At 33.7% G+C, this 12669-nt stretch carries 15 protein-coding genes; 11 read left to right on the top strand and 4 right to left on the bottom strand.

The window, feature by feature from the left end:
- Position 1: 1 nt before the first annotated feature.
- Complete coding sequence (locus GR162_RS11395) at positions 2-838, bottom strand: AraC family transcriptional regulator (protein WP_160782248.1); 837 nt, start codon at positions 836-838, stop codon at positions 2-4.
- Between the two features lie 86 nt (positions 839-924).
- Between GR162_RS11395 and GR162_RS11390 the strand changes: the two genes are divergently transcribed.
- From GR162_RS11390 to GR162_RS11365, 7 genes are all read left to right on the top strand, one after another.
- Positions 925-1317 carry a DoxX family membrane protein gene (locus tag GR162_RS11390; RefSeq protein ID WP_160782247.1) on the top strand — a complete coding sequence of 131 codons (393 nt, stop codon included), beginning with the start codon at positions 925-927 and terminating at the stop codon, positions 1315-1317.
- Positions 1318-1322: 5 nt separating this feature from the next.
- Positions 1323-1637 (top strand): hypothetical protein, encoded by a 315-nt coding sequence (locus GR162_RS22285; RefSeq protein ID WP_237421354.1) that lies wholly within the window; start codon positions 1323-1325, stop codon positions 1635-1637.
- Positions 1613-2158 carry a polysaccharide deacetylase family protein gene (locus tag GR162_RS22280; RefSeq protein WP_237421353.1) on the top strand — a complete coding sequence of 182 codons (546 nt, stop codon included), beginning with the start codon at positions 1613-1615 and terminating at the stop codon, positions 2156-2158. The genes GR162_RS22285 and GR162_RS22280 overlap by 25 nt, the downstream gene beginning before the upstream one ends.
- A 252-nt stretch (positions 2159-2410) precedes the next feature.
- A complete protein-coding gene (locus GR162_RS11380) occupies positions 2411-2878 on the top strand; it encodes an SRPBCC family protein (RefSeq protein ID WP_160782246.1) in 468 nt (155 codons plus the stop codon).
- A 270-nt stretch (positions 2879-3148) separates the two neighbouring features.
- Complete coding sequence (locus GR162_RS11375) at positions 3149-3517, top strand: iron chaperone (RefSeq protein ID WP_160782245.1); 369 nt, start codon at positions 3149-3151, stop codon at positions 3515-3517.
- A 42-nt stretch (positions 3518-3559) separates the two neighbouring features.
- Positions 3560-4459, top strand: coding sequence for a TlpA disulfide reductase family protein (locus GR162_RS11370; protein ID WP_160782244.1), 900 nt, complete (start codon positions 3560-3562; stop codon positions 4457-4459).
- A gap of 9 nt (positions 4460-4468) precedes the next feature.
- Entirely contained in the window at positions 4469-5152 is a 684-nt protein-coding gene (locus GR162_RS11365; protein WP_160782243.1) for a 2'-5' RNA ligase family protein, read from the top strand.
- A gap of 109 nt (positions 5153-5261) precedes the next feature.
- Here the strand turns inward: GR162_RS11365 and GR162_RS11360 are convergent, their stop codons facing one another.
- Genes GR162_RS11360 through GR162_RS11350 form a run of 3 tightly spaced genes read right to left on the bottom strand, consistent with a single transcriptional unit; the run spans position 5262 to position 8230 of the window.
- Positions 5262-5624, bottom strand: coding sequence for a glyoxalase (locus GR162_RS11360; protein ID WP_160782242.1), 363 nt, complete (start codon positions 5622-5624; stop codon positions 5262-5264).
- An 11-nt stretch (positions 5625-5635) separates the two neighbouring features.
- Positions 5636-6067 (bottom strand): SMI1/KNR4 family protein, encoded by a 432-nt coding sequence (locus GR162_RS11355; protein ID WP_160782241.1) that lies wholly within the window; start codon positions 6065-6067, stop codon positions 5636-5638.
- A 15-nt stretch (positions 6068-6082) separates the two neighbouring features.
- The gene (locus GR162_RS11350; protein WP_008468587.1) at positions 6083-8230 is read right to left on the bottom strand and encodes a cation:proton antiporter; all 2148 of its coding nucleotides are present in this window, start codon (positions 8228-8230) and stop codon (positions 6083-6085) included.
- Between the two features lie 296 nt (positions 8231-8526).
- Here GR162_RS11350 and GR162_RS11345 point away from each other — a divergent pair, with 296 nt between their 5' ends.
- From GR162_RS11345 to GR162_RS11330, 4 genes are all read left to right on the top strand, one after another.
- Positions 8527-9954 carry an L-serine ammonia-lyase gene (locus GR162_RS11345; protein WP_160782240.1) on the top strand — a complete coding sequence of 476 codons (1428 nt, stop codon included), beginning with the start codon at positions 8527-8529 and terminating at the stop codon, positions 9952-9954.
- A gap of 116 nt (positions 9955-10070) precedes the next feature.
- Positions 10071-11264 (top strand): SH3 domain-containing protein, encoded by a 1194-nt coding sequence (locus GR162_RS11340; protein WP_160782239.1) that lies wholly within the window; start codon positions 10071-10073, stop codon positions 11262-11264.
- Between the two features lie 50 nt (positions 11265-11314).
- A complete protein-coding gene (gene panB, locus GR162_RS11335) occupies positions 11315-12133 on the top strand; it encodes a 3-methyl-2-oxobutanoate hydroxymethyltransferase (RefSeq protein ID WP_066033997.1) in 819 nt (272 codons plus the stop codon).
- Positions 12134-12273: 140 nt separating this feature from the next.
- Entirely contained in the window at positions 12274-12624 is a 351-nt protein-coding gene (locus tag GR162_RS11330; protein ID WP_160782238.1) for a four helix bundle protein, read from the top strand.
- Positions 12625-12669 lie beyond the last annotated feature (45 nt).

Raw genomic sequence — 12669 nt, 5'->3', positions numbered from 1 at the left:
CCTATACACTTTTAAACTGCTTTTTATAATCACTTGGATTTAAACCCGTATGTTTTTTAAACAATCGATTCAGGTGACTGGCATCGCTAAAACCAAACTCATATACAATCTCATTAATCTGCATGTTTGTATATTTTAATCTAGTTTCTATTAGCTTGATTTTGTAAGTAATAGTGTATTCCTGAATACTTTGTCCCGTTTTGGTTTTAAAATATTCGCTGATATAGGTTGGCGAAATATTAAAGGCAGCAGCCATGTTGGATGCTTTCAACTGTTCTGGCTGATAAATATTCTGATGAACATAATTTAATAAATCCAAACTTGGGACAATGTTAGACTGATTTAGATTTAAAGGTGCAATAAGCGAAATATTTCTAGCAGCGACGGTAATAATCGTATTTAAAATCTGTTTAATAACTTCTTGCTGCTGTGGAAACTGATTTTCTTTTTCCATAATTAGCGCTTCAATCATTGCTCTAATCAAAGGTTTATCAGTTACTGTTTTCAGAATGCATCCCGGCAGGTGATTGTGGTTATGAAAAATAAATTCAAGTTTTTGAATTCCTTCACTACTTTGTGTCTTTAAATAACTATCATGAAATCGTATAAAGAAAAATTTCGTTTTCTCCATAACCTCAAAACTGTGCGTATCCTGAGGAAAAATTAAAAAAAGTTTGTCTGAGCTGTAAGGTAATCTGTGATCGTTGATGATCTGAGTTCCTTTTCCTTCCAAAACAAAAACCATCTCAAAGAAAGTATTCTTGCGTTCTTTTGCTTCATATTCTAAAACTTCTAAAAACTTAAGTTCAAAAGGTTGGTATAAATTTCTAATTTCCATCTTTCAAAAATACAAATTATTCCAATGATTGTACAAATTTCAACAATCTGTTATATGCAACTTTGTCGTATAAAAATTACATCATTATGGAAACAACCTCATTCTTATTCTTACGACTTGCTGTTGCGATCAGCATGTTTGGTCATGGTTTAGTCAGATTGCCAAAACTTACCGCTTTCAGCAATTGGATGGTCGGCAGTTTTGAAAATTCTATGCTGCCAAAAACAATTGTAACACCATTCAGCTACCTGCTTCCTATAGCCGAATTTGCGATTGGTTTTTTACTATTGCTCGGTTTATTTACAAAACCATCTTTAATTGCTGGATCCTTAGTAATGCTGGCTCTGCTATTTGGAACGTCAATGATTGAAAACTGGGAGGCTATTCCCTCACAATTGATTCACATTTCATTATTTGCTTTGTTATTACATTTTGCAGATTACAACAGCTGGGCAATTGATACTTTAATTAAAAAATAAACATCATGAGTTCAAGAAGAAATTTCATAAAACAAACCAGTGTAATAGGAATCGCTGGCCTGATAAATCCAATCGAAGCTATTTCTAGTGTTCCAAAAAATGCTCCGCTGTTCTCTACTCAAAAAGCGAAATGGGCAGATGGTTCAAGATTAGTCGTTTCAATTTCCATGCAGTTTGAAGCCGGAGGACAGCCACAAAATGCAGAAAGTCCTTTTCCTCAAAATATACAAAAAGGCTATATTGATCTTCCTGCTGCAACTTGGTACGATTACGGGTATAAAGAAGGTATCCACGCATGCTGGACAATTGGGATAAATTAGGGGTAAAAGTAACTTCGCACATGGTTGGAACTGCCGTTTTAAAAAATCCTGAACTGGCAAAAGAAATTGTTCAGAGAGGTCATGAAGCCGCAGCGCACGGAATGAACTGGAGCACACAATATACCATGCCATATGAAGAAGAAAAAAAATTCATAAAAGATGGCGTTGACGCAATCAAAAAAGTTACTGGTTTTACTCCTATCGGTTACAATGCAAATTGGCTTCGAAGAGGACAAAATACTCTCGATATTTTACAGGAACTTGGTTTCAAATACCATATTGACGATCTCAGTCGAGACGAACCCTTCATTATTCAGGTAAAAAACAAGGATTTTGCCGTTGTTCCCTATACTCTTCGATGCAATGATATTGTTTTAATAGAAGGAAAAACTTTTCAGCAGATCAGTTCTTACAACAGGTTAAAATGGAGTTTGACCAATTATATGCTGAAAGCGAAACTCAACGCCGCCAAATGTCTATTAGTTTTCATGACCGTATTGGCGGTACGCCACAAATGGTAAAAGCTGCATAGGAACTTATTAGGTACATGCAACAGCACAGTGGTGTAAGCTTTAAACGAAAAGACGAAATTGCAGCAATAGCTTTATACGATAAAACGACAATACGAGAATAATACTTTAAACTCAAAACCATAAAATTCATACAAGGAAAAAACTTGTATGGATTTTTTTTATTCCCTTTTTCGGAATTTCTTTCTTAATTTAGAAGTCCCAAAAAACTCATTTTTAACTTACACATCTTACTCATCAACCATGAAAACAGAAAACAACAAATATGCAAAGGCTGAAATGCTGATTAGAAAACCTGTTTCAGATGTTTTTCAGGCTTTTATTGATCCGCAGATCACAAGTAAATTTTGGTTTACAAAAGGATCAGGAAAATTAGAAGAAAACCAAAAAACCGAATGGACTTGGGAAATGTATGGTTTCTCTCTTTCTGTTACGACACTTGTCATTCAAGAAAATAAAAAAATTGTGATCGAATGGGGAAATCCTGACGAAATTACATTGGTCGAATGGGTTTTTAATCCGTTGAACGAAAGCGAAACTTTTGTGAGTATTACCAATTCGGGTTTTCAAGGAGATTCAGACAAAATAATCGATCAAGTTCGCAATTCAACTGAGGGTTTTACTTTGGTTTTGGCTGGAGCCAAAGCTTATTTGGAACATAATTTACGTTTGAATTTAGTCTTAGATCGTTTTCCGAAAGGACTTGCTTGATGAAAATTTAACCGCAAAGTCTTTTTTTACCGCAAAGCACGCAAAGATTTACGCAAAGAACACTAAGTTTTTTTGAGAGTCATTTAAAATGAAAAATTTCACAAAGCTTTGTCTAGACAAAGTTTTTTATAGATTATGCTTTGCGAACTTAAAATATAGATTTTGTTTAGTCTTCGTATTAAAAAAACTTAGCGCACTTTGCGGTAAAGATACAACTGCAAAGAAAGGCAACTTGAAACCTGAAACTTGAAACTTCAAAACAAAAAGAAAATGGAAGTTAAAAAACCTGAAAATATAGACGAATACATTGGCGGATTTCCGAATGATGTTCAAGAGATTTTGGAAAAAGTTCGAATGATAATCCAGAAAGCAGCTCCAGATGCCAAAGAGAAAATCAGCTATTCGATGCCGGCTTTTGAGCAGAACGGAATTGTCGTTTATTTTGCGGCTTTTAAAAACCATATCGGACTTTATGCGTTGCCTTCTGGACATGAAGCTTTTGCTGAAAAACTTTCAAAATATAAATCAGGAAAAGGTTCTGTACAGTTTCCTCTGAAAGATCCAATACCTTATGATTTGATTGCTGAAATCGTTAAGTTTAGGGTAAAAGAAAATCTTGAAAAAGCAAAAAAGAAATAATTATTAGATTCCATTTTCTTATCCTTTACAAAGCCTTATTTAATGAAAAAAATAAACCTTCTTTTTTTACTATTTACCTTTTTTATAAGCTGTTTGGGTTTTGCTCAAGATGAAGCTGCAATTGAAAAAGAAATCTTAGAACTTCACAAGCCCACAAAAAAAGTTCGCGATTCGATCGTAACACTACAAAAAGGTCTTTATTCAAAAATTGAAATTGAAAAGGACTCCACAATCAAAAATAAATTAGAGCTTCGCTTAGATGAATTGGAAAATGCAAAAGATCAAAATGATATTGAAGAATTAAAACTTGATTTTGTTTTTGCTAAAAATCATCCTAATTCATACCATGCTTTACAACTTATACGAATTCATGTTAGTCGCTTTATTGGAATGAATTTTTACGACACTTTCGTAAAAGTTTTTGAAAATTTTACGCCAGAAATAAGGAATTCTGAAAAAGGGCAAGAAATGTCCGAGAAACTAAAATATTTTAAACAAAGTAAAGTTGGAAGTCCTGCTCCCTACTTTAATTTGAAAGATATTGATAATAAAGCCATTTCACTTGCCGATTTTAAAAACAAGCAATATGTTTTAATTGACTTCTGGGCGAGCTGGTGCGCTCCTTGCCGCGAAGAATTACCGTATATTAGAGAGTTGTACAAAAAATATAATTCAGTAGGTCTTGAAATTATTAGCATTACAAAAGATGAAAAATCAGATGCTTGGAAAAAGGCCATTGCAAAAGATAAAATCGAATCTTGGAAACACATTTCAATTTTAGAAAATAACAGTTCTATAGATACCGATTATTTCGTTAGCGGAATTCCTCACAAAGTTCTTATTGATAAAAATGGTATTATTATTGGGAAATGGAAAGGTGCCGGAGAAAACAATAAACATGATTTACAAAAACTTTTAAAATCTATTTTTGAAGCAGAATAACCTACAGAAATGAATTTAACCGAACATTACAATCAGCTTTATAAAACATCTTCTGAAATCATTTCGGCAGGAAAATACTCTATTGATTCTGAACTTAAAAACGAATCGGATTCCCGTTTTGGAATTACGCTTCTTATTCGTCCAAATGATGAAATTAAAGCCAACATTCAGACTTTTATCAACGAATTAAAAAAAGCTGAACCAGAACAGTATTTTTATCCAGATTCAGATATCCATATTACGGTTATGTCTATTATTTCTTGTTCAGAAAACTTTAGTTTGAATCAGATTTCTCCCAACGAATATATTGAAATCATCTGCAGAAGTCTTGTTGAAGTGGATAAAATCAGAATCCATTACAAAGGCATAACCGCTTCTCCATCGGCAATTATGATTCAGGGGTTTCCTAGTGACGAAACTTTAAATAATTTACGAAACAGGCTTCGAGAGAATTTCAAAAATTCAGGATTACAGCAATCGATAGATAGCCGATATGAGATTTCTACCGCACATTCGACAGTAATGCGTTTTCAAGAAAAACTTCAAAATCCGAAAAAGCTGATTGAAATTGCAGAAAAATTCCGTGATTATGATTTCGGAGAGTTTGAGGTCAAAAATTTAGAATTGGTTTATAATGACTGGTATCAAAGAAAAAGCTCAACGCGTGTTTTGGGTGATTTTGGATTGAGATGATTTTTTTTTTGCTTGCCACTAATTTCACAAATTTACGCGAATTTATCTACTCTATAATTTTGAATACTAATTGGTGGAAATTCGTGCAATTCGTGGCAAAAAATATTGCCTATTTAAACTTCCCAAAATGCCATAAAACTCCAGCTGGATCGTGCAGAAAACATTCGCTTCCCCAATCTAAATATTTTATCGGAGTTAATTTTGCTCCTTCGTATTTTTCAGGAAGATTTAGAACCAAAAGTTCTTGATAATAACGCTCAACATCATCAACTTCTACAAAAATCATAGTGTTTTCAATCCAGCTTTTATCGTAATAATCTTGAAGATAAAAAGCGATTTCTCCAGATTTAAAAACTGAAAAATTAGATTCTAAAACTGTTTCTTCAAATCCTAAATCGCGGTAAAAGCTTCTTGAGATTTCGAAATTCTTAGCTCCAATAAAAGGTCTGATAGATTTTATTTTGTGATTCATAGCATTTATTTTTAATCTTGAAACCATTCAATTCCCTTATCTAGTCGAACAAGAAAATCTGTAAATGATTTTCCAATTTCGACGTGATATTTAGCATTCAAATCAATAAAAGGAGAAAGAATGATTTTTACAGAATTATCATCATCAAATTCAATTCCTATAAACTCGCCGCTTCCATTTGTGCCAATGGCGAGTGTTTGGGGCAGTTTTTCAAAAATATGATACTCTAAATTTGCATCGATAATTTCTTCTAGACTCCAAAGTTTTATAAACTCAACTCCAATAAACTGATCTATTCCCAAGTAATTCTCAACATAATAAACATAGTCTTCTGGAAGATCAAATTTTAAATGCTCCTGAATATCTTCAATTGCTACTAAAGAATTTTCATCCCGTTTTGGAAAAACATACTTCCTAAAAATCTCTGCTAATTCTTCTGTCATAAAACTATAAATGAGTTATCCTTTCTTCAAAATACTTCCAATACCTCGCCCGATCTGTTCTATGGCTTCGATTCCTTTTGCTAAAGGCGATGATGTAAAATCTTCATAAGCATCCATTGAACTTTCTTTTCTATCGTCTTGCGGATAAACTAAAATCACATTGTTATCGTTGAAATATTTTTCAAATTTCTGTGGCAGTTTATCAAAAATAGACTGATATGAAACAGAACCTTTTCTAGAAAGATTAAAAACTACTAAATCGGTTAGTTTTATTTCGTCTGAAATACTTTCAAAATCTTCCCAATCAGAAACATTTTTAAATCCTAATTTGGCATTTAATTTCAAATTATTAGCAATCTGCTGAATGGTTTCGTGAGTTTTATATTCAGCATAAAGCACAATCGGAATACTCAATTCCTGTGATAAACGGCATATTTTCTGAAGCAGTAAGTGAAACCCGACACCTCTTTCAGAAAATGGCGGACAAATAAAAACCAATCTTTTTTCTTCGATAAAATTCTTCTGAAATCTACAGATAAACAGACTCTTATCAACATTATTGATGATTGAATCTACATTTTCTCCAAAAATTTTATCGATAAATCCTGTTTTTCTCGGCCATCCGACAATTACAATATCGGACATAATTTCTTTTGAAGTTCTGGCAATTCCACTCGCTGGATTGTGGTCAATTCTGGCAATGGTATTGATTTTAACTTCTGAAGCTGAACCTTGAATAACAAATTTATCGGCCGCTTTTCTGTACTTTAAAATATTTTTTTCTGCCTGATTATTATTCGGTACAATCGTCAATAAAGTAATGGGGTTAGATGATTTTTTATCTTTTATCAAAAGAGCAAAATCCAATAAACTTGCCGCGGCAGAAGTTTTCGCCAGCGGAATCAGAATATGTTCGTCTAAAATTTGATCCCTACCAGCATCTTCATGAGAAAACTCTTCTTCGCAGATTGCAATTTTCTTAGCGGCTTTTTCAGTTGCAAACGAAGCCACAATACAAGTAATCAGGATTAGAATAATGGTTCCGTTTAAGATATTTTCATCTAAAATTTTAGCTTTATAACCCACCAAAATCACGGCTAAAGTTGCTGCCGCGTGCGCACTGCTCAACCCAAAAATAAGCTGTCTTTCGGTTCTGGTATATTTAAAAACAATTTGAGTAAAAAATGCTGCAATCCATTTTCCAAATATTGCCACAACACTCAAAGTTCCGGCTACGATTAAAGCTGTTGGTCCGCTTAAAATAACGCTGACATCAACTAACATTCCTACTGAAATCAGAAAAAACGGAATGAATAATGAATTTCCAATAAACTCAATTCTATTCATTAATGCCGAAGAATGCGGAATTAAAGGATTTAATGCCAAACCAGCAACGAACGCGCCAATGATAGGCTCTACTCCCGCTACTTCGGCCAAAAAGGCTGCAAAGAAAACCACAGAAAGCACAAAGATGTAATGCGCATGTTTTTCACTCTCTAATTTTTTGAAAAACCATTTAGCAATTCTTGGAATAAGCAAAAACATTATGGCAGAAAAAATAGCTAACGATATAGTCAATTTGATCCAGAAAGCCTGATTTAAGCTTCCTTGAGCACTTCCCATAATTACGGCCAAAATAATCAAAACAGCTGTATCGGTCAAAATTGTTCCTCCAACAGTAATGGCAACTGCTTGATTTTTGGCAATTCCCAGTTTACTCACAATCGGATACGCAACCAAAGTATGTGTCGCAAACATGCTCGCAGTTAAAAAACTGGCATTGAAATCGTATTGAAGCAAATAAAAACAAACTGGAAAACCAATTGAAAGCGGCAGAATGAAGGTAAAAAAACCAAAAAGCAAACTCTTGTTTCGATTGGCTTTAAACTCATTCATATCCAATTCTAATCCTGCGATAAACATAATGTACAGAAGTCCAATTGTTGAAAAAAGATCAACTGCAGAGTTTTTCGCCAAGATATTTAAACCGTGCGGACCGATAATAACTCCAGAAATAATTAGTCCAATAATTCCCGGAATATTAATCTTTTTAAGCAAAATCGGCGAAAGCAGAATAATAAAAAGTATTAACGAAAAAATCAATACGGGGTTGCTTAAAGGTAATTCGAATTCTTGTAATAGATGTCTGAAAAATTCTATCATATGGTAACTTTATCTTCTTGTGGCATTATAATTTGTAAAAAGACATTTTCAGAATTCAAACAAAATCCATGAAGTATTAATATTGAAGAATCGAGTATTTCTTAGCACTCGTTCTTTTACAAAAATACCTAAAAATAGTGAACTTTTTACTTAAAGCGCATATTAAGGTTTTAAATTTATTTCGTTGCCGAATTATTAAATTTTAATATTTTTTTTAACAAATACGCAAGATTAACAATCAAAAATTAATCATCATTGCATTATTCGATTATCTTTGTCTTAACAAAAATTGAACAATGGAAGAATGTATCTCTGTTTTTGATATGCTTAAAATTGGCGTTGGCCCTTCAAGCTCACATACTTTAGGTCCTTGGCGCGCTGCCGAACGTTTTCTTGAAGAGCTCAAAGACGAAGCAATTTTAGACGACATTACAAGAGTAAAAGTCGACTTATATGGCTCTCTTTCTTTAACTGGAAAAGGCCACGCAACAGATCTTGCTGTAATGCTCGGATTGAGCGGACAAGATCCTGAATATATTCCTGTTGAAGATATTGCGGGAATTATTAAAAAAATCGAAACTACAAACGAAATCAATTTGGGCAACCAAAAAGTGATTCCGTTCTTTTTTCTTCAAGACATTGTTTTCAACAAAGATTTTCTTCCGTTTCATGCCAATGGTTTGAAATTTACGGCTTACAAATCTGACGATTCTGAATATGAATCTACTTTTTATTCTATCGGAGGTGGATTTGTTGTAAAAGAAGAACGTACCAATGCTAAAGAAAAAAAAGCTATAAAATGTGCATTTCCTTACCCGATTCAAAACGCAGCTGAATTGTTGAATTATACGATTACTGAAAATAAATCAATTTCTGAAATTGTATATCAAAATGAAATTTCGATGCGTCCAGAAGCAGAAGTGCATTCTGAATTAATGCGTATCTGGAATACAATGCTGGAATGCATGTACATTGGCTGCCACTCTGAAGGTATTCTTCCTGGCGGACTTCACGTACGAAGAAGAGCTTTTGACATGCACCAAAACCTAATAGGATTGTCTAATTATACCGACCCGCAAAGCTGGCTGGAAGAAATTAGAAAAACTGAGGTTAAATTTCGCCAGATTCTAAAATGGGTAAGCTGTTTTGCACTTGCCGTGAATGAAGTAAACGCTTCTCTTGGACGTGTTGTTACGGCGCCTACAAATGGAAGTTCTGGAGTAATTCCTGCCGTTTTAATGTATTATATGGTGATCGAAAACCATAGTGCTGGAGAAAAAGAAATCAAACAATTTTTGATGGTTGCGGGCGAAATCGGAAGTATCTTTAAGAAAGGATCTACTATTTCTGCTGCAATGGGCGGATGCCAAGCTGAAATTGGCGTTTCTTCTGCAATGGCAGCGGGAGCTTTGTGCGAATTGATGGGTGGAACTCCTGCTCAAGTTCTTATGGCTGCTGAAATTGCAATGGAACATCATTTGGGCTTAACTTGCGATCCTATAGGCGGTTTGGTTCAGATTCCTTGCATCGAAAGAAATACAATGGGCGCTGTTAAAGCGATAAATGCTGCTGAGCTAGCTTTAGAAACCGATTCTAAAAATGCTAAAGTTCCATTAGACAAAGTGATCAACACGATGTGGGAAACAGCAAAAGATATGAACTCAAAATACAAAGAAACTTCTGAAGGAGGTCTTGCAGTAGCCGTAAACATGGCTGATTGTTAACTTTTTAAGGTTTGCCACAAATTACACAAATTAGCACGAATTAAATTTTACTCAATTACTCAAAAAAAATTGGTGTAAATTCGTGTAATTCGTGGCAGAAAAAACCAACCATTTACATGAAAAAACTTTACCTTTTACTCTTTTTCTGTTCTATTTTACTTCATTCGCAAGAACGTTATTTTTTAAATTCTGATACAAGATTATTTATTTCTCCGAATGCATCTGTCGATTTTTTAGGGTATTTTAAATACGGAGCTGAAGTTCGCTTATTATCTGAAAATCAGAATGGCTGGTACAGAATACAAGCTGATAATTTAAACGAAGGTTATGTGCAAGAAAAATATATAGCCAAAAGTCTGAATGCGAAAGATGTAAAAATTAAAGATCCTAAAAACCCTATTCTCGAAGGTGGTGATGCTTACTACGGAGGCAATCATCTTTTTGTTCTTGCTGCTGGACTAAAAGCAAGAGCCTTGCCCGATAAAACTTCAAAAATCAGAGAAATTTTATTTACAGGAGATCCTGTTGCAGTAAACTATCTTCCTGTAAATCCTGATGAATGGGTAAATATCAGCGGAAGTTTTAACGAAGAATATTCTAAATATACGCTGAGAAAATTTCTTGGCCCTAGACCAAACTTTGATGCTTTAGTAAAAGATTTCGATAAGTTGGATGTGAGCGCTCTTAATGACCGAAAAACTGCTAGCGAAAGAATTGTAGAGCTCGCTTGGAACAGCGATTATGATAAATTAATTCCTGCATATCAGCGATATTATGAAGTTGTAAAACAGCTAAACGACCCTAAATTACTTACCGAAACTGAATTAAATATGGCTTTAGCCAAAGGACTGGCGAATCATAAATTATCTGAGCAGATTATTGCCTTTTCTCAAAAATCCCATTATTCTTTAAAAGGCTTTAAAACAAAGTCGGTTAACATTTCGCTGGCAGATTTGATTAAAACGATGGGAAATCCACCCAAAAAAGCTCGAATTTCAGATGAATGCGGCATTTATTTGAGTGATTTATTTTATTACTATCCAGATCTGGAAGTTTCTGTTGATGAAAAACAAAATCAAGGAGAAATCATTAAAGTTTTTATCAACGAAAACAACAAATTTATTATAAATCAAAACGCTATTTTAGATCATACGCTGTCTGAAAAAGCTTTCATTGAAAAATATGGGACTTATATTGAGGCTTCTCTAAAATCGCCACATATTTACAGTATCATAATGGAAGACAGTCAATTCCGATTAGAATTTAAAGACTGGAAACTATTTTCTGTCGAAATATTCTATTATTGCTGATTCCCATTTTACAATTATTCAATACTTTTACATTATCAAAAAACAATAAAATGTCAGTAGCAAAAAAAGATTATAAAAGAATCACAACAAAGTCATTAATTGAAATGAAAAGCAATGGAGAAAAAATCTCTATGCTGACTGCGTATGATTATACAATGGCGAAAATTGTTGATACCGCTGGTGTCGACGTAATTTTAGTTGGTGATTCGGCATCAAACGTAATGGCTGGTCACGAAACTACTCTGCCTATTACTTTAGATCAGATGATTTACCATGCTTCTTCTGTAGTTCGCGCTGTAGAAAGAGGTTTGGTTGTAGTTGACTTGCCTTTCGGAAGTTATCAGTCAGATTCAAAAGAAGCTTTACGTTCTTCTATCAGAATCATGAAAGAAAGTGGTGCGCATGCTGTGAAATTGGAAGGCGGAAAAGAAATTAAAGAGTCTATCAAAAAAATATTAAATGCCGGAATTCCAGTTATGGGACATTTGGGATTAACTCCTCAATCTATCTATAAATTCGGGACTTATACGGTTCGCGCTAAAGAAGAAGAAGAAGCTGAGAAATTAATTGAAGATGCTCAAATGCTTGAAAAAGTAGGATGTTTTGCTGTCGTTTTGGAAAAAATCCCAGCAGCTCTTGCTAAAAAAGTAGCAGACAGTATTTCTATTCCTGTTATCGGGATTGGTGCTGGAGGCGGTGTTGACGGTCAAGTTTTGGTAATTCACGATATGTTAGGAATGAATAATGAATTCAGTCCACGTTTCTTGCGTCGTTACTTAAATCTTTACGAAGAAATGACAAAAGCAATCAGCCAATATGCTGCAGATGTTAAGTCTAGTGATTTTCCGAATGCTAGTGAACAATACTAAAATCAGACTGAGTTAGATTTTTAGACATACTTAGACTTCTTAGATCTTGCGCTGAAATTTATTTAATTGCGTAAACTTTAAGAAGTCTATTCTTTTGAAATCTTAAGCCCTTATTAAAAACTATCAACTAATTATAAGCCATGCATCAATTTAAAGAGCTTTTGATTTGGAAAAAAAGCAGATTATTTTGTTCTAAAATTTATTCTGTGACAGCCACATTTCCGAGTGAAGAAAAATTTGGAATAATTAATCAATTAAGAAGAGCTTCTGTATCAATCCCTTCAAATATTGCAGAGGGTTCTTCAAGAAATTCAAATAAAGATTTTGCTCGTTTTTTAGAAATTGCTATCGGATCAGCCTATGAAGTTGAAACACAACTTTTAATTTCATCTGATTTAGGATTTATAAATGAAGAAAGAACAACTGAATTAATTAATTTATTGGAAGAGATCACTAAAATGACATCTCGATTTAGAGCGACATTATTGTAAAATCAAAAGAATCAGTCAAAATCTAAGAAGTCTAAGTATGTCTAA

The organism is Flavobacterium sp. HBTb2-11-1, assembly GCF_009826975.1.
GTDB lineage: Bacteria > Bacteroidota > Bacteroidia > Flavobacteriales > Flavobacteriaceae > Flavobacterium.
Note: the sequence above shows the minus strand (reverse complement) of the source record. Positions and strands in the feature narration are given on the sequence as shown.

What these genes read in the sequence shown, in the direction of transcription:
- GR162_RS11395 (WP_160782248.1), bottom strand. Translation starts at nt 838, where the DNA reads ATGGAAATTAGAAATTTATACCAACCTTTTGAACTTAAGTTTTTAGAA.
- GR162_RS11390 (WP_160782247.1), top strand. Translation starts at nt 925, where the DNA reads ATGGAAACAACCTCATTCTTATTCTTACGACTTGCTGTTGCGATCAGC.
- GR162_RS22285 (WP_237421354.1), top strand. Translation starts at nt 1,323, where the DNA reads ATGAGTTCAAGAAGAAATTTCATAAAACAAACCAGTGTAATAGGAATC.
- GR162_RS22280 (WP_237421353.1), top strand. Translation starts at nt 1,613, where the DNA reads ATGCTGGACAATTGGGATAAATTAGGGGTAAAAGTAACTTCGCACATG.
- GR162_RS11380 (WP_160782246.1), top strand. Translation starts at nt 2,411, where the DNA reads ATGAAAACAGAAAACAACAAATATGCAAAGGCTGAAATGCTGATTAGA.
- GR162_RS11375 (WP_160782245.1), top strand. Translation starts at nt 3,149, where the DNA reads ATGGAAGTTAAAAAACCTGAAAATATAGACGAATACATTGGCGGATTT.
- GR162_RS11370 (WP_160782244.1), top strand. Translation starts at nt 3,560, where the DNA reads ATGAAAAAAATAAACCTTCTTTTTTTACTATTTACCTTTTTTATAAGC.
- GR162_RS11365 (WP_160782243.1), top strand. Translation starts at nt 4,469, where the DNA reads ATGAATTTAACCGAACATTACAATCAGCTTTATAAAACATCTTCTGAA.
- GR162_RS11360 (WP_160782242.1), bottom strand. Translation starts at nt 5,624, where the DNA reads ATGAATCACAAAATAAAATCTATCAGACCTTTTATTGGAGCTAAGAAT.
- GR162_RS11355 (WP_160782241.1), bottom strand. Translation starts at nt 6,067, where the DNA reads ATGACAGAAGAATTAGCAGAGATTTTTAGGAAGTATGTTTTTCCAAAA.
- GR162_RS11350 (WP_008468587.1), bottom strand. Translation starts at nt 8,230, where the DNA reads ATGATAGAATTTTTCAGACATCTATTACAAGAATTCGAATTACCTTTA.
- GR162_RS11345 (WP_160782240.1), top strand. Translation starts at nt 8,527, where the DNA reads ATGGAAGAATGTATCTCTGTTTTTGATATGCTTAAAATTGGCGTTGGC.
- GR162_RS11340 (WP_160782239.1), top strand. Translation starts at nt 10,071, where the DNA reads ATGAAAAAACTTTACCTTTTACTCTTTTTCTGTTCTATTTTACTTCAT.
- panB (WP_066033997.1), top strand. Translation starts at nt 11,315, where the DNA reads ATGTCAGTAGCAAAAAAAGATTATAAAAGAATCACAACAAAGTCATTA.
- GR162_RS11330 (WP_160782238.1), top strand. Translation starts at nt 12,274, where the DNA reads ATGCATCAATTTAAAGAGCTTTTGATTTGGAAAAAAAGCAGATTATTT.